This window comes from Streptomyces sp. NPDC028308 (assembly GCF_055565855.1).
This window is the reverse complement of record NZ_JBVHTO010000010.1, coordinates 329931-354193: the sequence shown is the minus strand read 5'-3', so window position 1 is coordinate 354193 and position 24263 is coordinate 329931. Positions and strand designations below refer to the sequence as shown.

The 24263-nt window shown below is 74.6% G+C and carries 20 protein-coding genes; 11 read left to right on the top strand and 9 right to left on the bottom strand.

The annotated features are described in order from the left end of the window. Position 1 precedes the first annotated feature (1 nt). The 3 genes from ACZ4VA_RS24630 to ACZ4VA_RS24620 are packed head-to-tail and all read left to right on the top strand — an operon-like array spanning position 2 to position 2944. Complete coding sequence (locus ACZ4VA_RS24630) at positions 2-1576, top strand: 4-coumarate--CoA ligase family protein (RefSeq protein WP_468082521.1); 1575 nt, start codon at positions 2-4, stop codon at positions 1574-1576. Then, positions 1573-2307: an enoyl-CoA hydratase family protein gene (locus ACZ4VA_RS24625; protein WP_389390864.1), complete on the top strand. Its 735-nt coding sequence runs from the start codon at positions 1573-1575 to the stop codon at positions 2305-2307. Before ACZ4VA_RS24630 ends, ACZ4VA_RS24625 begins: the two co-directional genes overlap by 4 nt. A 40-nt stretch (positions 2308-2347) precedes the next feature. Beyond that, positions 2348-2944, top strand: coding sequence for a TetR/AcrR family transcriptional regulator (locus ACZ4VA_RS24620; RefSeq protein ID WP_452921329.1), 597 nt, complete (start codon positions 2348-2350; stop codon positions 2942-2944). 24 nt (positions 2945-2968) lie between these two features. Here ACZ4VA_RS24620 and pdxH read toward each other — a convergent pair whose 3' ends face one another. Continuing rightward, complete coding sequence (gene pdxH / locus ACZ4VA_RS24615) at positions 2969-3607, bottom strand: pyridoxamine 5'-phosphate oxidase (protein WP_355781283.1); 639 nt, start codon at positions 3605-3607, stop codon at positions 2969-2971. A 425-nt stretch (positions 3608-4032) separates the two neighbouring features. On the opposite strand from pdxH, the gene ACZ4VA_RS24610 reads away from it, so the two are divergent. Next, on the top strand, positions 4033-5133 hold the full coding sequence (locus ACZ4VA_RS24610) for a citrate synthase 2 (protein WP_356174267.1): 1101 nt from the start codon (positions 4033-4035) through the stop codon (positions 5131-5133). 25 nt (positions 5134-5158) lie between these two features. Here the strand turns inward: ACZ4VA_RS24610 and ACZ4VA_RS24605 are convergent, their stop codons facing one another. Continuing rightward, positions 5159-6187, bottom strand: coding sequence for an isopenicillin N synthase family dioxygenase (locus ACZ4VA_RS24605; protein WP_356174264.1), 1029 nt, complete (start codon positions 6185-6187; stop codon positions 5159-5161). A gap of 779 nt (positions 6188-6966) precedes the next feature. Here ACZ4VA_RS24605 and ACZ4VA_RS24600 point away from each other — a divergent pair. Beyond that, complete coding sequence (locus tag ACZ4VA_RS24600) at positions 6967-8349, top strand: PAS domain-containing protein (RefSeq protein WP_355779362.1); 1383 nt, start codon at positions 6967-6969, stop codon at positions 8347-8349. 49 nt (positions 8350-8398) lie between these two features. Here ACZ4VA_RS24600 and ACZ4VA_RS24595 read toward each other — a convergent pair whose 3' ends face one another. Continuing rightward, positions 8399-9154 carry an SIS domain-containing protein gene (locus tag ACZ4VA_RS24595; RefSeq protein WP_355779359.1) on the bottom strand — a complete coding sequence of 252 codons (756 nt, stop codon included), beginning with the start codon at positions 9152-9154 and terminating at the stop codon, positions 8399-8401. A gap of 304 nt (positions 9155-9458) precedes the next feature. Here ACZ4VA_RS24595 and ACZ4VA_RS24590 point away from each other — a divergent pair, with 304 nt between their 5' ends. Together ACZ4VA_RS24590 and ACZ4VA_RS24585 are read left to right on the top strand one after the other, a co-directional pair. Continuing rightward, positions 9459-10151: a metal-dependent transcriptional regulator gene (locus ACZ4VA_RS24590; RefSeq protein ID WP_355779356.1), complete on the top strand. Its 693-nt coding sequence runs from the start codon at positions 9459-9461 to the stop codon at positions 10149-10151. Positions 10152-10774: 623 nt separating this feature from the next. Continuing rightward, complete coding sequence (locus ACZ4VA_RS24585) at positions 10775-11704, top strand: alpha/beta fold hydrolase (RefSeq protein ID WP_356174259.1); 930 nt, start codon at positions 10775-10777, stop codon at positions 11702-11704. Positions 11705-12053: 349 nt separating this feature from the next. On the opposite strand, the gene ACZ4VA_RS24580 is transcribed toward ACZ4VA_RS24585, so the two are convergent. The 3 genes from ACZ4VA_RS24580 to ACZ4VA_RS24570 all read right to left on the bottom strand — a co-directional run bounded on the left by ACZ4VA_RS24580 (position 12054) and on the right by ACZ4VA_RS24570 (position 15314). Next, entirely contained in the window at positions 12054-13700 is a 1647-nt protein-coding gene (locus ACZ4VA_RS24580) for a transporter (RefSeq protein ID WP_355785823.1), read from the bottom strand. After that, on the bottom strand, positions 13697-14488 hold the full coding sequence (locus tag ACZ4VA_RS24575) for an ABC transporter ATP-binding protein (protein WP_355785820.1): 792 nt from the start codon (positions 14486-14488) through the stop codon (positions 13697-13699). Before ACZ4VA_RS24575 ends, ACZ4VA_RS24580 begins: the two co-directional genes overlap by 4 nt. 166 nt (positions 14489-14654) lie before the next feature. Then, positions 14655-15314: a bifunctional DNA primase/polymerase gene (locus tag ACZ4VA_RS24570; RefSeq protein WP_355785816.1), complete on the bottom strand. Its 660-nt coding sequence runs from the start codon at positions 15312-15314 to the stop codon at positions 14655-14657. Between the two features lie 421 nt (positions 15315-15735). Here ACZ4VA_RS24570 and ACZ4VA_RS24565 point away from each other — a divergent pair, with 421 nt between their 5' ends. Further along, complete coding sequence (locus ACZ4VA_RS24565; RefSeq protein ID WP_355785813.1) at positions 15736-17121, top strand: transcriptional regulator; 1386 nt, start codon at positions 15736-15738, stop codon at positions 17119-17121. Between the two features lie 248 nt (positions 17122-17369). Continuing rightward, positions 17370-19166, top strand: coding sequence for a hypothetical protein (locus tag ACZ4VA_RS24560; protein WP_356163871.1), 1797 nt, complete (start codon positions 17370-17372; stop codon positions 19164-19166). A gap of 58 nt (positions 19167-19224) precedes the next feature. Here ACZ4VA_RS24560 and ACZ4VA_RS24555 read toward each other — a convergent pair whose 3' ends face one another. After that, on the bottom strand, positions 19225-20538 hold the full coding sequence (locus tag ACZ4VA_RS24555; protein ID WP_468082520.1) for an ABC transporter substrate-binding protein: 1314 nt from the start codon (positions 20536-20538) through the stop codon (positions 19225-19227). 117 nt (positions 20539-20655) lie between these two features. On the opposite strand from ACZ4VA_RS24555, the gene ACZ4VA_RS24550 reads away from it, so the two are divergent. Together ACZ4VA_RS24550 and purU are read left to right on the top strand one after the other, a co-directional pair. Beyond that, the gene (locus ACZ4VA_RS24550; protein ID WP_355786484.1) at positions 20656-21156 is read left to right on the top strand and encodes an SCO4402 family protein; all 501 of its coding nucleotides are present in this window, start codon (positions 20656-20658) and stop codon (positions 21154-21156) included. A gap of 47 nt (positions 21157-21203) precedes the next feature. Next, on the top strand, positions 21204-22085 hold the full coding sequence (gene purU, locus ACZ4VA_RS24545) for a formyltetrahydrofolate deformylase (protein ID WP_356163872.1): 882 nt from the start codon (positions 21204-21206) through the stop codon (positions 22083-22085). Between the two features lie 220 nt (positions 22086-22305). On the opposite strand, the gene ACZ4VA_RS24540 is transcribed toward purU, so the two are convergent. Continuing rightward, a complete protein-coding gene (locus ACZ4VA_RS24540) occupies positions 22306-23682 on the bottom strand; it encodes a maleylpyruvate isomerase N-terminal domain-containing protein (protein ID WP_468082519.1) in 1377 nt (458 codons plus the stop codon). Continuing rightward, positions 23679-24257, bottom strand: a complete 579-nt coding sequence (locus ACZ4VA_RS24535; RefSeq protein ID WP_468082518.1) for a sigma-70 family RNA polymerase sigma factor — start codon at positions 24255-24257, stop codon at positions 23679-23681. The genes ACZ4VA_RS24540 and ACZ4VA_RS24535 overlap by 4 nt, the downstream gene beginning before the upstream one ends. Positions 24258-24263 lie beyond the last annotated feature (6 nt).

The window sequence follows — 24263 nt, the reverse complement described above, 5'->3', positions numbered from 1 at the left end:
CGTGTTCCGCAGCGAGTACGCAGACGTCCCGGCCGTCGAACTCCCCATCCACGAGGCCGTGCTGGGCCGGGCGGCCGAGCGCGGTGACACCCCCGCGCTCGTCGACGGCGTGGACGGCACGACCCTCACCTACGAGCAGGTGGACCGCCTCCACCGCAGGCTCGCCGCCGCGTTCGCCGAGGCGGGCGTCACCAAGGGCGACGTGCTGGCCCTGCACAGCCCGAACACCGTCGCCTTCCCGACCGCTTTCTACGCCGCCACCCGCGCCGGCGCCTCGGTCACCACCGTCCATCCGCTCGCCACGGCCGGGGAGTTCGCCAAGCAGCTGCGGGACTGCGGGGCCCGCTGGATCGTCACCGTGTCACCGCTCCTGGAGACCGCCCGCGCGGCGGCCGCACAGGCGGGCGGCGTGCGCGAGATCTTCGTCTGCGACAGCGCGCCCGGCCACCGCTCGCTCATCGACATGCTCGGCTCCACCGCCCCGGAACCGCGCATCGACATCGACCCCGCCGAGGACGTCGCCGCGCTCCCGTACTCCTCGGGCACCACCGGCGTCCCCAAGGGCGTGATGCTCACCCACCGGTCCATCGCCACCAACCTCGCGCAGCTCGCGCCGACCCTGCCGATGGGCCCCGGCGACCGCATCCTCGCCGTGCTGCCGTTCTTCCACATCTACGGGCTGACCGCCCTCATGAACGCCCCGCTGCGGCAGGGCGCCACCGTCGTCGTGCTGCCCCGCTTCGACCTCGACACCTTCCTCGCCGCCATCCAGGAGCACCGCATCACCGGCCTGTACGTGGCCCCGCCGATCGTCCTCGCCCTCGCCAAGCACCCGGCGGTCGCGCGCTACGACCTGTCGTCGCTGCGCTACGTCATCTCCGCCGCGGCGCCCCTGGACGCCGCCCTCGCGGCCGCCTGCTCCCGCCGCCTCGGCCTCCCGCCGGTCGGCCAGGCCTACGGCATGACGGAACTGTCGCCCGGCACCCACGTCGTCCCCCTGGACGCCGTGGACCCGCCCCCTGGGACGGTCGGCAAGCTCATCGCGGGCACCGAGATGCGGATCCTGTCCCTGGACGACCCGGACAAGGACCTCGGCGTCGGCGAACCGGGCGAGATCGCCATCCGCGGCCCCCAGGTGATGAAGGGCTACCTCGGGCGGCCCGACGCCACCGCCGCGATGATCGACGCGGACGGCTGGCTGCGCACCGGCGACGTGGGCCACGTGGACGGCGACGGCTGGCTGTTCGTCGTGGACCGCGTCAAGGAGCTCATCAAGTACAAGGGCTTCCAGGTCGCCCCCGCCGAACTGGAGGCCCTGCTGCTGACCCACCCCGGCATAGCCGACGCCGCCGTCGTCGGCGTCTACGACGACGACAACAACGAGGTCCCGCACGCCTACGTGGTGCGCCAGCCCACCGCGCCGGACCTCTCCGCGGGCGAGGTCATGATGTACGTCGCCGAGCGCGTCGCCCCCTACAAGCGGGTGCGCGGGGTGACCTTCGTCGAGGGCGTGCCGCGGGCCGCCTCCGGCAAGATCCTGCGCCGGGAACTGCGCGCGCCGCGGGAGGAGTCGTGACGCCGGTCGTCCGCACCGACGAGCGGGGCGTCGCCACCCTCGCCCTTGACTCGCCGGGCAACCGCAACGCGCTGTCGGCCGCACTGGTCGCCGCCCTCGCCGACGCCCTGACCGCCTGCGGCGAGGACCCCGCCGTACGGGCCGTCGTCCTCACCCACACCGGGAACACCTTCAGCGCCGGCGCCGACCTCAGGCAGCCGCCGGACCCCGGCGCCTTCGTGGCGCTGCTCCGCCAGGTCGTGGAGCTGCCCAGGCCCGTCGTCGCCCGCGTCACCGGCCACGTACGCGCGGGCGGGCTCGGACTGGTGGGCGCCTGCGACATCGCGGTCGCCGGACCCGAGGCGACCTTCGCCTTCTCGGAGGTGCGCATCGGGGTCGCGCCAGCCGTCATCTCCATGCCGCTGCTGCCCCGCCTGGACCCGCGCGCCGCCGCCCGCCACTACCTCACCGGCGAGCGCTTCGGCGCGGCCGAGGCGGCGCGCGGCGGTCTGCTCACCGAGGCCGCGCAGGACGTCGACGAGGCCCTCGCACCGATCCTGGACGGCCTGCGCAGAGCGTCGCCCGAGGCCCTGGCCGAGACGAAGCGGCTGCTCACGGCTAGGGTGCTGGAGACCTTCGACCGGGACAGCGCCGCGCTGACCGCGCTCTCGGCACGGCTGTTCGCCTCCGCCGGCGCCCGCGAAGGGATGACGGCCTTTCTGGAACGACGGGATCCCGCATGGGTGCTGTGACCGCGACGACCGGCGCCGGCCGCGCCCCGAAGCGGGTGCCGTGACCGCGAACGGCGTCGACCGCGCCCCCAAGCAGGACCGCAGCCGGGCCACCCGGCAGCGGCTCCTGGCGGCCGCCGTGGCCTGCCTCGCCGAACGCGGCTGGGCGGGCTCCACCGTCTCCGTCGTCGCCGAGCGCGCCGGGGTGTCCCGCGGCGCGGCCCAGCACCACTTCCCCACCCGCGAGGACCTGTTCACCGCCGCCGTCGAGTACGTCGCCGAGGAGCGCTCCACGGCCCTGCGCGCCCTCTTCCCGGAGGGTGCCGCCGACCGCCGTGCCGTCGTCGCGGCCCTCGTCGACCTCTACACCGGCCCCCTCTTCCGCGCCGCCCTGCACCTGTGGGTCGCCGCCTCCGACGAGGAGCAGCTGCGCCCCCGCGTCACCGAGCTGGAGGGCCGCGTGGGCCGCGAGACCCACCGCATCGCCGTCGACCTGCTGGGCGCGGACGAGTCCCGCCCCGGCGTCCGCGAGAGCGTCCAGGGGCTGCTCGACATGGCCCGCGGACTGGGCCTGGCGAACTTGCTCACGGACGACGGCGCGCGCCGCGAGCGGGTCGTCGCGCAGTGGGGGGCGCTCCTCGACGAGGCGCTCGGCTGACGGCACGGACCGCCACGCACGGGGTCACGGGCTGAGCCGCTCCACCCGCCAGCCGCCGTCCGGCTCCGCCTCGTACCGGAGCCGGTCGTGCAGCCGGTTCTCGCGGCCCTGCCAGAACTCCACCGACTGCGGGGCGACCCGGAAACCGCCCCAGTGCGGCGGCACCGGCACCCGCTCGCCCTCCGGATAGCGGGCGCTCAACTCCTCGTAGGAGGCGTCGAGTTCCTCGCGTGAGGAGATCACCGAGGACTGCGCGCTGGCCCAGGCGCCGAGCTGGGAGCCGTGCGGGCGGGTGCGGAAGTAGGCCGCCGTCTCGTCGCGTCCGGTGCGCCGTGCCACTCCCCGCACGATCACCTGGCGGGCCATCGGATGCCAGGGGAACAGCAGCGAGACGTACGGGTTCGCGGCCAGCTCCCGCGCCTTGCGGGAGTCGTAGTTGGTGTAGAAGACGAAGCCCTGCTCGTCGTACTGCTTCAGCAGCACCGTGCGCGAGCTGGGGCGGCCCTCCGCGTCGGCCGTGGAGACGATCATCGCGTTCGGCTCGTACACCATGCCCTGGACGGCGGCCTGGGCCGCCTGCCCGAACCAGCGGGCGAACTGGTCCATCGGGTGGGGCGCGAGGTCCGGCTCGGCGAGGCCCTCCGCGCGGTAGTGCGCGCGCATCGCGGCGGGGTCGGGGGCCGGTTCCCCGGCGACGGGCTCGGCGGCCCGTGCCGCGCGCTGGACGAGGGGCTCGGCGGCGGATTCATCCGGGAGGCGGTCGGTCACGCGGCCATCCTGCCGTATGCGCCCGCGCTCCCGGAGGGGTGCGCTTCGTCACTGTGTGGCACTGAGTGCCGCGGACCCTCCCCAAAGGTGGCACCCGGGGATATCGTGCTGCTGCCGTTCCGGTTGGGTGACCGCCGACCGCACGGGGCATCACCGGGGTGACCGCTTCGGACCGCGAGCCGCCGCAGACTTTCGGGCAGTCCTGCACGAGTCTTCGGTACACGGACGTGGAACCGGACCGGGACCAGCCCCGCCACCGTCCGGCACCGGTCGCCGAACCCCGCACACCGTCTGCCGTACCCATCACGAGGAGCCGCCTGATGTCCGACTTCGTACCCGGGCTTGAGGGAGTCGTCGCTTTCGAGACGGAGATCGCCGAACCGGACAAGGAGGGCGGCGCACTCCGCTACCGGGGCGTCGACATCGAGGACCTGGTCGGCCACGTCTCCTTCGGGAACGTCTGGGGCCTCCTCGTCGACGGCGCCTTCAACCCCGGACTGCCGCCCGCCGAGCCCTTCCCGATCCCGGTCCACTCCGGCGACATCCGCGTCGACGTGCAGTCCGCGCTCGCCATGCTCGCCCCGGTCTGGGGCCTCAAACCGCTCCTGGACATCGATGAGCGACAGGCCCGCGACGACCTCGCCCGCGCCGCCGTGATGGCCCTGTCGTACGTCGCCCAGTCGGCCCGCGGCCAGGGACTGCCCATGGTCCCGCAGAGCGAGATCGACAAGGCCCAGTCCGTCGTCGAGCGGTTCATGATCCGCTGGCGCGGCGAGCCCGACCCCAAGCACGTGGCCGCCGTCGACGCCTACTGGACCTCCGCCGCCGAGCACGGCATGAACGCCTCCACCTTCACCGCCCGCGTCATCGCCTCCACCGGCGCGGACGTCGCCGCGGCGCTGTCCGGCGCGGTGGGCGCGATGTCGGGACCGCTGCACGGCGGCGCCCCCTCCCGCGTCCTCGGCATGATCGAGGAGATCGAGCGCACCGGCGACGCCGAGGCCTTCGTCAAGCGGGCCCTCGACAAGGGCGAGCGCCTGATGGGCTTCGGCCACCGCGTCTACCGCGCCGAGGACCCCCGCGCCCGCGTCCTGCGCCGCACCGCGCGCGAACTCGGCGCCCCCCGCTTCGAGATCGCCGAGGCCCTGGAGAAGGCCGCCCTCGCCGAGCTGCACGCCCGCCGCCCCGACCGGGTGCTGGCCACCAACGTCGAGTTCTGGGCGGCCATCGTCCTGGACTTCGCCGAGGTGCCGGCGCACATGTTCACCTCGATGTTCACGTGCGCCCGCACCGCGGGCTGGTCGGCGCACATCCTGGAGCAGAAGCGCACCGGCCGGCTCGTCCGCCCGTCGGCGCGCTACGTGGGCCCCGGCTCGCGCGGCCCCCAGGAGATCGCCGGCTACGGGGACATCGCGTCCTGACCCGGGCCGCGTACGCCGGCCGCCGTCACGCGGGCACGAGCAGCTCCGCGTGGTGGCGGGCGGCGACCAGCGGATGCGCCCGGAGCTTGCCCTTCAGCTCGTTGCGCCCGTACTCCGCGAAGAGCGGGTTGGCCGGGTCGCTCGTGACGCCCGGCGCGGCGGCCGCGTGCGGGAACGGCAGCGGCTCCACCCGCGCGTCCAGCCGCGGGTTGTAGAAGAACGGCACCGAGAACCGCTCGGTGGCCCCGGGCGGGCTCACCACCCGGTGGTTCGTCGCCACCAGGTACCCGTTCGTCGCCACCTCCAGCAGCTCCCCGAGGTTCACGACGAACGCCCCCGGGATCGGCGGCACGTCGTGGAACAGCCCGTCCCCGCGCTGCACCTGGAGCCCGCCCACCTCGTCCTGGAGCAGCAGCGTCAGGAACCCGTAGTCCTTGTGCGCGCCCACCCCCTGGTCGGCGCCGTCGCCCGCGCTGCCCGGGTAGCGCACCAGCTTCAGATGCGGATGGGCCCGCTCCCCGAAGACCGGCTCGTAGAAGTCGCCTGGCGCCCCGATGGCGGTCAGCAGCTCGCGCAGGAGCCGCGCCGCGACGGAGGAGAGCCGGTCGATCCAGGCGAGCGCCGCGGTGCGCAGTTCGGGCAGCGCGGCCGGCCACTGGTTGGGGCCCTCCAGCCACCAGTAGGCGGGTTCGCCCGGCGCGGGTGCGCGGGCGGGCCGCTCGGGCCCGATGTCGAGCTGGTCGCGCCAGTCCCGGCCGCCGCCCGTCCGCTCGTCCCCGGTGCGGGTGTAGCCGCGGAAGTGCGGGGAGTTGACGTTGTCCAGGGCCAGCCGGTCGGCCTCCGGGAGGGCGAAGAACCGGCGCATGGCGCCGAGCAGGGCGGAGGTCTCGGCCTCGGTCACCCCGTGCCCGACGAGCTGGAAGAAGCCCACGTCGTGGGCGGCGCTGTGCAGCTGCGCGTGCAGCAGCGCACGGGCCTGGGGGCCGCGGCCCGCGGCCGAGAGATCGATGATCGGGAGCTGCTGGTACGACGGATTCGTCGCGGCGTTCGTCATGGGAGTGTCCGCAGGGGTCTACGGGTCCCCGGGCACCGCCGGGGGTGTGGCGGGGCCGCGGGTGCCGGGTGGGCGAGGAGAAGGAGAGGCGCGCGGTCCCGGGAGGAGAACCGGGGGACGACGCGGGGCCGGGGTCAGAAGGACCGTCGACAGCCCGTGCTCGTGACGCGGACGTAGTCCACGTGGCGGCGTCGTACGAGCGGAACCATGGGGCCAGACTACTGCGCCCGGCCCGGTCCGGACGTGACGCGCGTCACGTCCGCCCTCCGCGATGCGCGGCGCCCGTGCCCGTACACGCAGGCGACCCGCGGGCTCTGGTCCCCTCGCGCCTGGCGAGGAGGCCGGCCGGACGTACCGGCGAGCCCGCGGGTCGGGTGACTGCGTGGAAATTCGGCCGGCTGCACGCTGCGTTCACGCGCTGGTCCGGCACCGCAACTGCATGGGGTGGCGGGCCGCTAGCCCGCAGCCACCTCGCTCGTCCGGGTTTCATACATCTGCCGGATCACCTCCTTTCTCAGCGTGCGCCCAGCCTAGGAACCCGCACCGCGCGGCTCAACCGGTTTTTCGCCACGCCTGCGGTTGGGCATCGCGGGCAGGCGAGGGACCATGGAATGTGCGCGGCACGGGGCCGCCGAGGACCGGAGACGGAGATTCGCCCTACAACGATTTCGTCCGAACTTCGGGGAACGTGGTGTGGGCTGAGTCACGTTCCAGTTGAATGATGACGAGTGAGCGAACCGACGCGCCGTACGTGCGGACGCAGCCTGCAGGGGGTTCAGGTGAGTGCTTCCCGGCGTAGTGGGACCACCGACGAGCTGGGGCCCGAGGAGCCCGAGCACGACGGTTCGGATCTTCTTGCCGCGCTGCTGGACGGGATGGACGCGGCGCTGTGCGCCTTCGACGCCGACGGCGTCGTCACGCACTGGAACCGCGAGGCCGAGCGCATCCTCGGCTGGACCGCGGCCGAGGCCGTCGGCCGGCGCGGGTTCGCCGGGTGGGCCGTGCGGACCGCGGACGCGGCGGAGGTCGCGGAACGGCTGATGTCCGCGATGGAGGCCCCGGGCCGTCAGGTCCACGAGTTCGCCCTGGTCACCAAGGACGGCGGCCGGGTCCTCGTACGGACGCAGTCCGCGGCCGTCCGCGGCCCCGACGGCAAGCCCGCCGGCGTCTACTGCGCCTTCAGCGAGGTGCACACCCAGATCGACCTGGAGCGCTCCATCGCCCTGAGCGAGGCCCTCTTTGACGACGCCAGCTGGGGCGTCGTGCTCGTGGACGCCGACCTGCGGCCCGCCGTGGTCAACGCCCACGCCGCCCGGGCCCTCGGCATCGGACGCACCTCCGTCCTCGGCCGACCCCTCGGCGAACTGCTCGCCCAGGGCGTCGAGGAGCTGGAGAGCGCGCTGACGCACGTGCTCGCGGAGGGCGCCCCGCCCGCGCCCGCCGAGATGTGGGTGAGCGTGCGCACCGCGGAGGGCGAGAAGCGGCGCTGCTGGCGCAGCGGGTTCCTGCGGCTGGCCTCGCCGCTCGCCGAGGAGCCGGTCCCGCTCGGGGTCGGCTGGCTCTTCCAGGACGTCACCGAGGCCAAGCAGACGGAACAGGAGGCCGCCCAGCTGCGGTTCCGCGCCAACCAGCTGCACCGGGCCGGGCGGGCCGCCGCGGAGTGCGAGGACCCGGCCGAGGCGGCCACCGTCCATCTGGACTTCGCGCTCGCCGGGTTCGCCGACCACGCCCTCATCGACCGGGTCGCGGGCGGCCCGGTGGCCGACGGCGAGGGTCCGGTGCGGCTAGTGCGGGACGCGGCGACGCCCGCCGGGGCGCCCGGGCCGAGCCTGCCCGCCGGGAAGGCCGGCATCCCCGTCCGGTATGCGGAGAGCCATCCGGCGCTGCAGTGCGTGGAGCGCTCCGGGTCGGTGCGGGCCAGTGCGGGGACCGCAGCGCCGGAGAAGGCCCGCGACTGGGCCGTCGGCCGGCAGTGGCCCGCGGACGCCGTCCACGCCCTGTGCGCGGTGCTGCGCAGCCGGGGCCGCACGCTGGGCGTCGTCACGTTCCTGCGGGGCGCCGGGCGCAGCCAGTTCGAGCGCGCCGACGCGACATACGCGGAGGACGTGGCCGTCCGCATCGCCGCACTCCTGGACCTCGCGGACCTGCTGGACGCCCCCTAGGGCGTGTCCGCGCACGGACACGCCTGGGAGCCGTCCGGCGGCCGCTCCGTCAGTGCCGGTAGAAGATCCGGTCCCCGTACTCGCTCAGCACGCGGCCGTTCCACTCGTGGCCGCCGTCGACGTTGCCCGAGCGCAGCAGCGGGGGCTCGATGCCGCGCTCGGCCAGGGCGCCGGCCGCCGTCGCCATCACCGCCTGGAGGAGCGCGGAGGTGACCACCGTCGAGGCGGGCGCGAAGGGCGCCGGGATGGCGTCCACCGTCAGCTCGGCGTCGCCGACCGCGATCTTCGAGTCGAGCACGATGTCGCAGTGGTCCTTGAGGTACGTCCCCGAGACGTGCCGCGACTTGGTCTCGGAGGCGTAGGCGACCGACGTGACGCCGACGACCTTGAGGCCGAGGGCGCGGGCGTTCATCGCCATCTCGACGGGGAGCGCGTTGCGTCCGGACAGGGAGACGATCACCAGGAGGTCGCCGGAGCGCGCCGGGCTTGAGTCCAGGACGGCGCTCGCGAGGCCGTCGACGCGCTCCAGCGCGGAACCGAGCGTGGCGGGCATGACGTCGACGCCGACGACCCCGGGCACCGCCAGCAGGTTCATCAGGGCGAGGCCGCCCGCGCGGTAGACGACGTCCTGCGCGGCGAGCGAGGAGTGCCCGGCGCCGAAGGCGAACAGCCGGCCCCCCGCGGCGACGGTGTCGGCGACGAGCGTGCCCGCCGCGGCGACGGCGTCGGCCTCCTCGTCCCGGACCCGCTGGAGCAGGCCGATGGCGGCGTCGAAGAACTGCCCGGCCAGCTTGCTCTCGCTCATCGGCGAAGCCCCTTCGATTCGCGTCGGTGGCGGCACGACCGGTGCGGCGGCCGCCCGGGACCGGGTGACCGCCAGGCCCGGCAGGACCCCGCTCCCGTCGTGTCGCGGATCACGTTGCGGTCTGGACCAGTGCCCTGTCAATACGGCCCGCGCGCCCGGCGCCGGGGCGGGCGCGGGGCACCGGCCGGTGCGCGGTTGTCCGGGCGCGGCACGGTTGTCAGCGCGATGCGTCAGAATTGGGTCCAGGGCCAGCGCACGCGCCGGAGAGCGGTCCAGTTCCCGGCAGAGCAATCAAGGGGCACGTATGTCCGGACTGATCGACACCACGGAGATGTATCTCCGCACCATCCTGGAGCTGGAGGAGGAAGGTGTGGTCCCCATGCGCGCCCGGATCGCCGAGCGGCTCGACCAGAGCGGACCGACGGTCAGCCAGACGGTGGCGCGGATGGAGCGCGACGGCCTGGTTGCCGTGGCCAGCGACCGGCACCTGGAGCTCACCGAGGAGGGCCGGCGCCTCGCCACCCGCGTGATGCGCAAGCACCGGCTCGCGGAGTGTCTGCTCGTCGACGTGATCGGTCTGGAGTGGGAGCAGGTGCACGCCGAGGCCTGCCGCTGGGAGCACGTGATGAGCGAGGCGGTCGAGCGCCGCGTCCTGGAACTGCTGCGCCACCCCACCGAGTCCCCGTACGGGAACCCGATCCCGGGCCTGGAGGAGCTGGGCGAGAAGGACGGCGCCGACCCCTTCCTGGACGCCGGCATGGTGTCGCTGGCCGACCTGGACCCGGGCGCGGACGGCAAGACCGTCGTCGTCCGGCGGATCGGCGAGCCCATCCAGACGGACGCGCAGCTGATGTACACGCTGCGGCGCGCGGGCGTGCAGCCCGGCTCGGTCGTGAGCGTCACGGAGTCGCCCGGCGGGGTCCTGGTCGGCAGCGGCGGCGAGGCCGCGGAGCTGGAGGCGGACGTGGCCTCCCACGTGTTCGTCGCCAAGCGCTGACCTCCCCGACGCCGGTACCCGGGCCCCGGCCGGGTGTCAACTCCCGCGACCGCAGGGGCAGTTGTGGCACGGTGTGGATCCCGTCGATTTCGAGATCCAGTGCGCCGAATCGCAGCGCCGCGACGGTTTGCGTGCGACGCTGTCGCGTGAGGCATATGACCGAGGGGCTCTTGGCCGTCGTCCGACAGCGATGTCACGCGGGCCGGGGAGGGGGCGGGAGATGTGCCGCAGACGTGGAGAGGGCCCCGGCGCCGAGTGGCGCCGGGGCCTGTCCTCCCCTGTGCTGACCCGGAGCCCCGAGCTCCCAGGGTCATCCCCTCCGGACCCTTTTCCCCGAGCGGTCCGTTCCCCGTTGAAGATCTCCCCTCGGCAGCGGCGGTCAATCCCTGAGAGAGGTCACTCGAACGAGGGGTGTTGGCGCCCGGACCCGTATTTTCGAATCCCTATTCGATAGCGTGGGGGTGACGATCTCTCGGTGACGCGCGCTGTACGAGCGGGTGTGCGATCACGACGTGAACAGTGTGCGACGGCAGGACCCAGCAGGAGCAGCGGGACGACCAGCGGTACGAGAGTGGACCGGCGGGAGCGAGCGGTCCGAGCGAGCCAGGGGGGTGCCAGGACCTATGGTGCGGCGCATCGACGTGACCGGAGCAGGCGGCGTACGGCTCGCGGCCTGGGAGTTCGGCGACCCTCCCAAGGGTGATCCGGCGCGGGCCGCCGAGCCGGCCCGGACCGTGCCCGCGCAGGGCGGCCCCGGGCGGGCACCGGGGGAGCGCGCCGAACGCGGCCCCGGCGTGCTGTTACTGCACGGCCTGATGGGCCGTGCCTCGCACTGGGCGTCGACCGCCCGCTGGCTCTCCGAGCGGCACCGCGCCGTGGCGCTCGATCAGCGCGGCCACGGACAGAGCGACAAGCCGCCGGAGGGCTTCTACACGCGTGAGGCCTACGTCGAGGACGCCGAGGCCGCTCTCGAACAGCTGGGCCTCGCCCCGGCCGTCGTCATCGGCCACGCCATGGGAGCCCTCACCGCCTGGCAGCTCGCCGCCCGCCGCCCCGACCTGGTCTGCGGACTGGTCATCTGCGACATGCGGGCCTCGGCCCTCGGCGGTGCCTCGCAGCGGGAGTGGGAGGACTGGTTCAAGGCCTGGCCGGTTCCGTTCGCCACGCTCGCCGACGTCCGCAAGTGGTTCGGCGAGGACGACCCCTGGGTGGAGCGCCCGAACCCGGCCCGCGGGGAGTTCTACGCCGAGGTGATGTCCGAGTCGGCGGACGGCTGGCGCCCCGTCTTCGAACCGGAGCAGATGCTCAAGTCCCGGGAGACCTGGGTGTACGACGCGCACTGGGAGGAGTTGACCCAGGTGCAGTGCCCCGCCCTGGTCGTCCGCGGCCTGGACGGCGAGCTGGGCCGCGCGGAGTCCCAGGAGATGGTCCGCGTCCTGCCCCGCGGCCAGTACGCGGAGGTCGCCGACGCCGGGCACCTCGTGCACTACGACCAGCCGGACGCCTGGCGCGCCGCGATCGAGCCGTTCATGGACAGCGTCCTGACCAAGTGAGCGCCCCCGGGGAACGATTGCGCCCCCGGGCGCACAGCCTCCCCGGCTGACCTCACGCCCGCCGTCCGGCGCCGCGCCTGCCGTCCGGCGTCACGCCTGCCGTCCGGCGTCACGCCTGCCGTCCGGCATCCCGCCTGCCGTCCGGTACCACGTCCCTGGTCGGCACCGCGCCTGCCGCTTCGGCATCACGCCTGCCAGTTCGGCATCACGCCCGCCGTCCGGTGCCACGCCCGCGGTCGGCATCACGCAAGCCGGTCCGGCACCCCGCAAGCCGGCCCGGCACCCCGGCGGCCCTCGCACCCGGCGGCCCCGGGGGCGGGACCCACCGCCGTCCCGCCCGCCCGTGGGCTCAGCCCTTGCTCACCGCCGTCAGGATCTCCGGCAGCCGCCGTGCGATGCGCGGTGCCGCCAGGCGCAGGCCGAGCAGCGTGATCAGCGTCCCGTACCCCGCGCCCACCGGCAGCAGCAGCCACGTCCACGCGTCGGCGTCCGCCGCCACGTTCAGCCAGATCGTCAGGGCGATGACCGGGGCGCACAGCAGCGCGGCGGCGACCATCCCGCCGAAGATCGAGATCCAGGCCAGCCCCGCCTGGCCCGGGGCCACGTTCTTGTAGCCCTCCTGCGGGATCGAGTAGGGGAAGCGGGCCGACGACCAGGCACCGGTCGCCAGCATCGACCCGAGCAGCGCGAAGGACAGCCCGAGCACCTCCGGCAGCCGGGGCCAGTCGCCGAGCATCGCGGTCGTCAGGACGGTCACGAGGGTCGCGTAGGGCAGCGTGATCACCAGCAGCGCCAGCGCCCGCCCCCGCAGCTCCGCGTACGCGTCCCGGGAGGACGAGATCGTCATCGCGACCATCCAGAACGCGGACGTGTCCTGCCCGAACTGGTTGTACATCAGGATGCCGAGCATCCCGGCCGCGAAGCACGCGAAGTACACCGAGCCGGTGCCCTGGAGGGCGTTGAACACCGGCACGATCAGCCCGATGGCGAGCGAGGTCACCCAGGCCGCCTTGGTCTTCGGGTCCCGCCACACGTAGCGCAGGCTCCGCTCCATGACCGTCCCGGTGCGCCCCGTGGGCAGCAGCCGGAGCAGCCTGTTCGTCCCGCGCTCCCGGGCGGCGGGCTCGGCCGCCTGGAGCGTCGAGCCGTCCGGCGAGGTCATCAGCCGGGTCAGGCTCCGTGACCAGAAGGCCAGCAGCCCCGCCAGTGCGGCCACGCCGAGCAGCAGCCGGGCGACCGCGACGCCGTACGACCCCTCGCTCACGGCGTCCACCGCGCCGATCGCCGAGGCGGGCGGCACCCAGGCCAGCACCTCGCCCGCCGGGTCAAGCGCGGAGAGCCCGCCCGCCGAACCGAGCCGCTGCGCGCCGAAGTTGACGAGCTGCGCGCCGACGGCGACGACCAGCCCGCTGAGCACCGCGAGGTCGCGTCCCCGGCGGCTGGTCAGCAGCCGGATGTTGGCGGCCGCGACGGTCCGTGCGAGGGCCACGCAGACGAGCAGGGCGAGCGGCACGGCCACCACCGCGGTGACCTGGGCCGCCGGGCCGTGCGCGACGGCGATCACGGAGCCGACGAGCAGGCAGAGCGTGAACAGCGGCCCGATGCCGACCAGCGAGGCCGCGAGCAGGGCCCGCACCAGGGGCCGGGGGCGCAGCGGCAGCATCACCAGCCGGGTGGGGTCGAGGGTCTCGTCGCCACTGGGGAAGAACAGCGGCATCACGGCCCAGCCGAGCGCGAGGACGGCGGTCAGCACGACGGTGACGGTGGCGGCGTGGGCGTCCCCGCGCAGGGCGATCAGGCCGATCAGCTGGAGCGCGGCGACGAGGAGCACGAGGACGGTCGAGGTGACGTACGCGGCCCGTCGTCCCGCGGACTGCCGCAGCCCGTTGCGCAGCAGCGACAGCTTGAGGCGTACGAAGACGGCGGTGACGGGGACGGCGGGCGCGCCGCCCGCCGGAGATCCCGCGGATTTTTCCGTGGAGGCGGTCGTGCTCATCGCGCGCCGCCGCCCAGCCAGTCGAGGTCGGACCCGGCGTCCCGGCCGTGCGCGCCGACGAGTTCGAGGAAGGCGTGCTGGAGCGAGGGGGCGTCACCGCGGACCTCGGCCAGCGGGCCGTGCGCACGGATCCGCCCGGCCGCCAGCACCGCCACCCAGTCGCACAGCGACTCGACGAGCTCCATGACGTGGGAGGAGAAGACGACGGTGGCGCCGGAGGCGGTGAAGCGCTCCAGGACGCCCCGGATGATCTGCGCGGACACCGGGTCGACACCCTCGAACGGCTCGTCCAGGAAGAGCACTTCGGGATTGTGCAGCAGGGCGCAGGCCAGGCCGATCTTCTTGCGCATGCCGGTCGAGTAGTCGACGACGAGCTTGTGCTGGGCGCCCGCGAGGTCCAGGACGTCCAGCAGCTGGGTGGCCCGCTTGTCCACCTCGGCGCCGGGCAGCCCGCGCAACCGGCCGGTGTAGGCCAGGAGTTCGCGCCCCGAGAGGCGCTCGAAGAGCCTGAGTCCCTCGGGCAGCACCCCGATCCGGGCCTTCACCTCCACCGGGTCGCGCCACACGTCGTGGCCGACGACCTCGACGGTGCCCTGGTCGGGCCGGAGCAGCCCGGTCACCATCGAGAGGGTGGTGGTCTTGCCCGCCCCGTTCGGCCCGACGAGTCCGATGAACCGCCCGGCGGGCAGCTCCAGATCGATCCCGGCGACGGCGATCTGCTCCCCGAACCGCTTCCAGAGCCCCCGTACGCGTACGGCCGGCACTTGCGCCCCTGCTGCCTCGGTCATGCCAGCACCCTACGGCCGGGCGCCCCGGCGGCGAGGGGGTGTGGGCAACCCGTGATCAGCCGCGCGGGGCAGGGGACGCGTGGACGGCGGGACCCCTGGGCCGTGTCCGCGAAGTCCCGCCCGCCCCGCGGCGCCTGGCACGCACTCGCGCCGCTTCGGACACTGCCTAGCGGCGCCCGTCTCGTCCGCAGGCGTAGGCGAGCGGCGAGATGAGCTCCTCCGCGTCGGGCAGCCAGCGGTTCGCCGGGGTCGGCCGGCAGGCCCACTGCACGGCGCCCCGGGACCCGTAACGGGTGGGCGGGGCCGCCACGTAGGTGCCCTCGCCGAGTGCGACCAGGTCCAGGGAGGCGGGCGGCCAGCCGAGCTTGCGGATCAGCTCGGGGAGCTTGGCCGCGGCCCCGGGGAGGACGAAGAACTGCATGCGCCGGTCCGGCGTGCAGGTCACCGGGCCGAGCGTCAGCTCCATGCGCTCCATCCGGGCGAGGGCGAGGAACCCGGCCGTCTCGGGCACGTCGATGGCGTCGAAGGTGCGCCCGGTGGGGAGCAGGATCGACGCGGTGGGCTGCCTCGACCACATCCGGCGGGCGACGGTCGCGCTGCCCGTCGCCTGGGTCGCCCAGTCCTCGCGCGCCGGGTGTGCGCCGGGCAGGGGGCACGCGGGCTCGCCGCAGGAGCAGCGCTGGGTCCCGTCGACGGCCTCCAGCCAGGTGCCGGGGAAGACGTCCCAGTGGCGCTCCTCGGCATAGCGCACGGCGGTGTCCAGCAGCGCTTCGCCGCGCTGGACGGGGATCTGAGCGGTCTCGGTGCCTGCGATGGTCTCGTCCACGGTGAACTCAACTCCCGCACCCACCTCGGGTTACGGGCGACGCGCGCGCGGGGGAGGAGCATCGATCCCGCGTCCGGGGCGCATGGATGCACGGGCGGGGGCGCGCGCGGGCAGCGGCAGCGGGGGGTGGGTAACCACCTGTGGGGTCGGGCAATCGGCTTTACCCCGGCAATCCTCACATGCCTCGCATCTTCCGTATCTCGACGGGGCATTGATCTTCCTGGCCGGGATCCCTCGCCGGAGCCGGCCATCGAGGACACGTCAACCCGGTGCGCGGGCAGGCACCGCAGCAGGGCGACGAGCCGAAGGGGCACCCCGGAGGCGAGCGGACGACCAGGGCCCTTTCCGGGCCCGCGGTCTCCCGTTCGTCTTCGACCCGGGCGTCCCGGCGGGGGAGTTGCCGGAGAGCAGGGGGTACGCCATGGCCGCAAGGCCTCTCGTCGCGCGGCAGCCGAACGAACGACTGCAGGCGCTCATCCAGGAAGCCGGCTGCTCGAACGCCGGACTGGCCCGCCGCGTCAACATGTGCGGCGCGGAACACGGACTGGACCTGCGCTACGACAAGACGTCCGTCGCGCGCTGGCTGCGCGGCCAGCAGCCTCGGGGACGGGCGCCGGCGATCATCGCGGAGGCGCTCGGCCGCAAGCTGGGGCGCACGGTCACCATCGACGAGATCGGCATGGCCAACGGCAAGAACCTCGCGTCCGGCGTCGGTCTCCAGTTCTCGCCGACGGTGCTGGGGGCCATCGAGCAGGTCTGCGAGCTGTGGCGCAGCGACGTGGGGCGCCGGGACTTCCTGTCGGGGTCGTCCGTCGCCGCCTCCGCGCTGGTGGAGCCGAGTCGCGACTGGCTGATCTCCGCGCCGGACTCGCAGGTCGCGCGCGCGGCGGGCCCGCGCGTCGGGCTGTCGGACGTGGCGGCGGTCCGGGCGATGACCCAGGCGCTCGTGCAGCTTGACCACCAGTACGGCAGCGGCCACGTACGGCCCGTCGTCGTGCACTACCTGAACAGCGTGGTCTCCGGGCTGCTCGCGGGCTCCTACCGGGAGGCGGTCGGACGCGAGCTGTTCGCCGCCGTCTCGCGGCTGACCGAACTCGCCGGGTACATGGCGGTGGACACCGGGCAGCCGGGGCTCGCGCAGCGGTACTACATCCAGGCGCTGCGGCTCGCCCAGGCGGCGGGCGACCGCGGGTACGGCGGCTACGTGCTGGCCGCGTCCATGAGCCACCTGGCCGCGCAGCTCGGGAACCCGCGCGAGATCGCGCAGTTGGCGCGCGCCGCCCAGGAGGGCGCCCGCGGCCGGGTGACCCCGCGCGCGGAGTCGATGTTCCACGCCGCCGAGGCGCGCGGGCACGCGCTCATGGGCGACGCGCGGGCCGCCCAGCTGGCGTCGGGGCGGGCGGTCACCGCCCTGGAGTCGGCGGACGCGGCCTCCGGGGACGACCCGACGTGGATCGCGCACTTCGACGAGGCCTACCTGGCCGACGAACTGGCGCACTGCCACCGGGACCTGGGCCAGGCCGAGGCGGCGGCGCGGTGCGCCGAGGAGTCCCTCGCCGGGCACCCGGAGTCGCGGGCGCGGCGCCGGGCGATCGGGTTCGTGCTGCTGGCCACCGCGCAGGTGCAGCAGCGCGAGATCGAGCAGGCCTGCCACACCGGCATGCGCGCCGTCGAGCTCCTCGGCACCCTGCGGTCCAACCGCGGGGCGGAGTACCTGGAGGACTTCCAGCAGCGGCTGGAGCCGTACCGGGACGAGCCCGTGGTAAGGGAGTTCGGGGCCCGGATGGACCTTCAGGCGGCGGCCTGAGCGGGCGGGGGCCGGCGCGTGTGGAGGACCGGCGCGCACCCGGTGAACGTACGGGGTGCGAGGGCGTGAACAGGCGGGAAACCGGGATGCGCGCGCCGGAAGGAGGCGTGTAGGGCGCGCCGCGGGGCGGTTCGGGGGTCCCGTCCGCCGGGGTGGGGGGCCGGGCCATGTGCTGCGTGGCACCGGGTCGGCGTAACCCGGTAGCGTGAGCCGACGATTCCGAAGGTCCCCCATTCGTAGGAGTCCCGGTGACGCAGAGTGGACAGGGCGATCAGCCCTCGGCGCGGCCCGCGCGCGAAGGCATCGTGCTGCCCTCCGACGGCGGTGAACCTCTTCTTCCGGGCACGACGGGCGACCGTACGGCCCCCGCCGGCGGTCAGGCCTGGAACCGGTCGTGGGGGCCCGAGGCCCCGGCGGAGCAGGGTCCCGGCCCGGGCGCGGCCCCGGACGGCGGGCACGGACAGCCGCCCGGCCACGGCTGGGGGGCACCCCGGTCCGGGGCGGACGGCGCCGTCTCCTCGCCCCCGGCATGGGGTGCCTCAGAGCCGTCCCCGCCCGCCCAGGACTGGGGCGGCTCCACCGGCGGCTCCGGGAACTGGCAGGCGTCCGGTACGGGCGGCCAGGGCTGGAACGAGCCGCACGCGGCGCAGGGCGGCTACGAGCCGGGCGCGTCCCGGGGCCGGCACGCGTCGGCCTCCGGGCAGGGCTGGGACGGCGCTCCCGCCCAGCCGCAGCCGCTGCCGCCCGAGGGCGCGCGGCCGGACGACCCCTACGGCACCGGCGCCCACGCGCCCGGGCACGGGCCCGGCGGTTACGGGGCGCCGCTGCCCCCGCAGGCCCCCGACGGCCGTCACGCGCCCTCGCACCGCGCCGGGGCCGCCTCGCCGCTGCCGCCGGCCGACGAGGGCGCCACCCAGTACCTGCCGCCCGTCCCGCCCGCGGCGGCGCACCCCGACGAGGGCGCGACCCAGTACCTGCCGCCCGTCCCGGCGGCGCCGGACGAGGGCGCCACCCAGTTCCTGCCTCCGGTGGGCTCCGGTCCGGGCCCCGCGGGCCCCGGCGCGCTGCCGCCGGAGATGCCCGCCGACGCGACGCGCTACCTGGGCCGTGCGCCCCGGGGCGGGACCGGCCCGGGGCCGTCCGCCGCCGACCCCGACGCGCAGGCCACCCAGTACATCGCCCCGGTGCCCGCGGAACCGGCCGCGGCGCCCTACGGGACACCGCAGGGGGGTTCGGAGGAGCGCACGCCTCCCGCGGAGTTCGACAACCTCTTCCGCAGCGAGGCGGAGGGCCCCGCGTCCACGCAGCAGCTGCCCCGTGTCGATCCGCGCCACCCGCAGCGGTCGGGCCCCGGTGCCCCGGGCGGCCGGGCCGCCGCGCGGCGCGGTGCCGCCGACGACGGGGGCGGGCGCCGGCGCACCGGTTCGCGCGTCCCGCTGATCGTCGCCGTCGGCCTCGGCATCGCCGTCCTCGGTGTCGGGGCGGGCGCCCTGCTCAGCACCGGTTCGGACGGCGACGGCGGCACCGACGGGAAGCCCGTCTCGGCGGCGGCGTCCACCGGGTCGCAGTCGGCCTCCCCGTCCGCCGACCCGGCGAAGGAGCAGGCCGTCGCGCTCGACAAGCTGCTGGCGGACAGCAACGACAGCCGGGCCTCCGTGATCGCGGCCGTCGGCAACGTACGGGCCTGCGACAACCTCGGCCAGGCGGCCACCGATCTGCGCGCCGCCGCCAAGCAGCGGAACGACCTCGTCACCCGGCTCTCCGGCCTGAAGGTCGACAAGCTGCCGAACAACGCGGACCTGACCACCGCGCTGACCAACGCCTGGAAGGCGTCCGCGTCCGCCGACAGCCACTACGCCGCCTGGGCCGACCAGACCGCGGGCAGGCACGGCTGCCGCAAGCACCGGGCCCGCACCACCCCGCAGTCCCAGGCCGGCGACCGCGCGAGCGTCACCGCCAGCGCGCAGAAGACCAAGGCCGCGCAGCTGTGGAACTCCATAGCGTCCACGTACGGACTGACGCAGCGTCAGCCGACCCAGCTCTGACGGACGGTGCCCGTGGGGGCGGACCCGGACTCCGGGCCCGCCCCCACGGGCGTTGCCGTCAGCGGGAGTTGGAGGCGGCGCTCTCCAGGGTCTTGGACACGTTGACGAACCCGCGCCGGGACGTGACCAGTTGGCCCCCGCGTACGACCTGGAAGGTCACGTCGGCATTGACCAGGCGCGGGAAGTCGACCACCGCGAGCAGGTCCCCGAAGCGCCAGCTCAGCGTGGGCGTGAGCCGGCCGGTGTCGACCTTCACGCCGTCGTCGAGCGCGCGCCGGATGGTGCGCGCGCTCACCTCGCCGTCGCCCAGGGACTCGACGACCTGCCGCAGGACGGTGTAGGCGATCCAGGTGGTCTGCACCCCGGCGTCCGCGGGGTCGATGCGGTTGTCGCCGAAGGCCTGTTCGCGGATGACCGCCTTCATGGCGTTCCACCGGCCGTCCTTCGACGCCGGGTACCAGCCGGTGACGTACGCGTTCTCGTACGGGCCCGACCTGCCGCCGGTGGCGTCGATCACGGTCTGGTCGACGCTGCCGAGCACGGAGGCCGTGCGCACCTTCGGGTAGTCCTCCCGGCGGTGGCGGAAGGTGTCCATGAAGGCGTCCGTGCGGTCCCCGAGCGCGGTCACCACGCATCCCCGCTCGGCGGGGTCGGAGGACGCCCGCTGGAGGGCCTGCGTGACCTGGGCCGAGTAGTCGGTGGCGTCCTCGGCGGCGCGCACGTCCGTGGCGGGGGCGTGTCCCTCGCGCTCCAGACCGGCGCCGAGGAGCAGCGGGAGCTCGTCGCCGGCGATGGTGTCGGGGCGGACGAGCGAGACCGGGCCGCAGGTGCGGCCGAGCTCCTCGCCGAGCCCGGCCAGCAGCGCGGGCTGGCCGCCGTTCACCGGGTAGGAGAGCGGGCTGCGGAACTCGTCGTCGGTCAGGCCGTACCCGCCGATGTACGGGATGCCGGCGCCCTGGAGCGGGGAGAGGAAGGAGTCGCCGTGCTGGCTGTAGGAGCCGACGACGGCCACGGCGTCCTCCTTGGCCGCGCGCCGGGCGCACTTCGCGGCGTCCACGGAGTCGTTGTGGTCGTTGCAGGTCAGGACCCTGAGCTCGCGGCCGTTGATGCCGCCCCGGGAGTTGACCCAGCGGGCGTAGGCCTGCGCCATGGCGGGCATGCCTGGCTTGTTCGTCGCCGGGGTGTCCTCGGGCGCCCAGGTCATGACGGTGATGGAGTCGCCCCCGGAACCCCCTGTGACACCGGGGACGACCCCACAGCCGACGGCGATCGACGCGCACACCGCCAGAGCACCCGCCGACAGCAGCGTGGCCTTGAGTGGGCGGGACAGTGCGGAGGGGGAGGAGCTGCGTGTGCGTCGCCTGCCGGTCATGTCCCCGCACGATTCCCTCACACGGCCAACCGGGGAGTGACCGCCGGTCAACCGGCGGTGACGCACAGGTGAACAACGGGGGGCGGTCGGAGGACCGGCACGGGGAACGTACGATCGATGACCGTGCAAGGTTCGGAGAAGTCTTCCCGTCGCGGGCACCGCTCATCCACCATGGGCGGCATGCCACTGAACGACATGCCGTGGTGGCGCTGGCGCAGCAATGTGCGCTCCGCGCTGCACATGCTCTCCGACCCCGGGTTCCAGCGGGACGTCTGGCTCGCCGGCGTGGACGGGTACGGGGACGTCACCGACGCCGTGTACCGCCTCGTCGAGGACACCTGGCTCGACAACTGGTCCGCCGAGAAGTACGTCGGCACGATCTTCCGCGACGCGCAGGAGGCGGCGCTCGTCGACTCCGCCGTGCTGCGCGTGCTGCGGATCATGCACCAGGTCGGCCCGGACGCGCCGGTCTCCGCCTACCTCGACCACCAGGCGTGGCCGGAGGCGGTCCGCGCCGCCCGTGACGCGCACGTCCTGCTGGCGACGAGCGACGGCGACGACCCCGACGTGCCGCCCCGCACGCTCGAGGTGCTCAGGATCCTGACCCGGTCCGCCTAGCGGGACGCCCGCCCGGCGCGGGCGCCATGTATGGGACCCTGGCGGGCATGAACGAGCAGTCCGTCGGCGCCGCCGCGCCCGCCGAGCAGTACGTCCTGACCCTCTCCTGCCCGGACAAGCAGGGGATCGTGCACGCCGTGTCGAGCTACCTGTTCATGACGGGCTGCAACATCGAGGACAGCCAGCAGTTCGGCGACCACGACACGGGCCTGTTCTTCATGCGGGTCCACTTCTCGGCCGAGGCGCCGGTCACGGTGGACAAGCTCCGCGCCAGCTTCACGGCGATCGGTGACGCCTTCCACATGGACTGGCAGATCCACCGCGCCGAGGACCGCATGCGGGTCGTCCTGATGGTCAGCAAGTTCGGGCACTGCCTGAACGACCTGCTGTTCCGCGCCCGGATCGGCGCGCTGCCCGTCGACATCGCCGCCGTGGTCTCCAACCACACCGACTTCGCCGAACTCGTGGCGTCGTACGACATCCCCTTCCACCACATCCCGGTGACGAGGGACACCAAGGCGGAGGCCGAGGCGCAGCTCCTGGAGCTGGTGCGCGCCGAGGACGTGGAGCTGGTCGTCCTGGCCCGCTACATGCAGGTCCTCTCGGACGACCTGTGCAAGCAGCTGAGCGGCCGGATCATCAACATCCACCACTCGTTCCTGCCGAGCTTCAAGGGCGCCAAGCCGTACCACCAGGCGCACGCCCGGGGCGTGAAGCTCATCGGCGCCACCGCGCACTACGTGACGGCGGACCTCGACGAGGGGCCGATCATCGAGCAGGAGGTCGAGCGGGTCGGCCACGACGTGACCCCCGACCAGCTCGTCGCCATCGGCCGCGACGTGGAGTGCCAGGCGCTGGCCCGCGCGGTCAAGTGGCACGCGGAGCGCCGCATCCTCCTGAACGGCCGCCGCACGGTCGTCTTCGCGTAACGCAGTCCCGCCGACCCTGGGGAAGGCGTCCGGGGGCGCCGAAGGGGAGACCTTCCTCGCTGCGGGGGAGGGCGTCGGGGCGCTGAGACGGGACCGCGCCTCACAGCGGGGCCGGTACGCGCACTGCCCTGAGCGCGGGAACGCGCCGCCCGGGGAACGGGACGCGGGCGCGCCCCGCCGGGAAGGCGCCCGCCACCGCACCCCCGGCAGGCGCCCGCTGTCACATCCGGCTGAGGGACGCCGCCGCCAGCAGGACGTCCCGGATGGCCTCGCGGTCCCCGTCCTGACCGGCGGCCGCCTCCTCCGGCGACACGTGCCCGGCGGCCAGCCGGCAGAACTCCACGCCGTCCAGGGCGACATGGGCGACCTCGAACTCGGCGGACGCGACCGCTCCCGGCGAGTCGAGCGGGATGAGCCACTCCCCGCCGCCTGACCCCTCGATCTCCAGCCGCAGGCTGCGGCCGGGCGTGCCGGCCGCGACGAGATGCCGGGGCGGCGGGGACGACAGGCCCGCGCGACGCCGCTCGGCGAGCGAGGTGGGCAGCATCCGGGCCGCCAGGTCGATCATCCGGTGCAGATGGCGCGGGGCGGGCGGCTCGTACGGGTAGTCCACCGCCTCCGCTATGTCGCCCGCGTGCACCCAGCACTCGAAGGCGCGGTCCAGCATCGAGTCCCGCAGCGGCAGTTCGAAGGCGCCGTACGGCACCGGCAGCAGCCCCGAGCCGCCGCCGGCGAACGACACCGTCCGCACCAGGTTGTGGCTCTGCTCCCGCCACGGCCCGCGCAGCGCACGGGTGGGCGGGAAGTGCGACGCGGCCCAGTACGCCTCGGTCCGCCCCGCCGGCGACCCCTCGTCGGCGCGGGTCCTGCCGAGCGGATCGTCCAGGCCCAGCGCGACGGCGACCAGCCCGTCCACGGTGAGCAGATGGGCGATCACCCCCGCGACGGTCGTACGGCGGCTCGCGGGCCCCTGCCCGTCGAACCAGCGCAGCCGCACGGGCGCGTGCCACTCGGCGCCGCCGATGTCCTGGAGCAGCGCGTCGAGCCGCGCGGTCTCGGCGTCGTACGGGGCCGCCCAGTCGGGCACCGGGATGCGCGGCGGACGCCGGTCGAGGCAGCCCTCCAGAACCCGGGTGCGCAGCGTCGGGTCGAGGTCGAGGCTCTCGGCCGGATGCAGCAGCCCGACGGCCTCGCGCAGCCGGCGGGCCTCGTCCGCGCAGGCGCCGCACTCGCCGAGGTGGTCCTCGACGGCCAGCGTCTCGTCCGCCGAGCACGCGGCGAGCGCCCAGGCGCCGAGCAGCGACTTCAGGACGGGGTGCTCCAGGACGAGCGGCGCGAGGGCCGGGTCCGGCCCGGGGAGCGGGCGTCCGGTGTCCTCGACGGAGGACCGGGGCGGCGGTATGCGCGGCGGGCGTCCGGACTCCTCCCCGGGGCCGCCGTGCTCGGTGCCCGGCCCGTCCGGGCCGCCGCCGTGACCGCCGGAGCCGTCTCCGTATTTGCCCTCGGCGTCCTCCGGTACGTCCTCCCGGTGGCCGCCGGTCTCCTCGTGCGGGCTCCCGGCGCCGAGGTCCCCGGCGCGGTCCGCGTCGCCGCTCACCGCGTGCCCCCGGGTTCGGGAGGCGTCCCGGAGGGGCCGTCGTGGGCGGTGGACAGCAGCTGGAGGCCGAGGCGGAGCCGGCGGCGCGCCTCGTCCTCGGTGATGCCGAGGTCCACGGCGGTCTGGCGGTAGTCCCGGCGCTGGAAGTAGGCGCGCTCCAGGGCGGCCCGCAGCGGCATGGGCATGGACGTGACGATGTAGTCCGCGCGGGCGGCCACCGAGGCGCGGCGCACCCGGCGCTCCAGCTCCTCCGCGCTGCCCCGGCCGCCGGACGCCAGCGCGGCGGTCTCGGTGGCGCGCAGGCGCTGCACGGCGAGCCGGTGGGTCAGCGTGGCGACCCAGGAACGCAGCGGGCCCTGCTTGGGGTCGTACGCGTCGGGGTTCTCCCAGACGTGGACGAACACCTCGCGGGTGATGCGGTCGGCCGCGTCCTCGTCCCCCAGTACGCGGTGGGCGAGGCCGTGCACGAGCGAGGCGAACCGGTCGTACAGCTCGCCGAGCGCCGCCGCCTCCCCGCGGGCGAGCCGCTGCTGCATCTTGCGGTCCCAGCGGGGCGGTGCGTCCTTCTTCGCCATACGGCC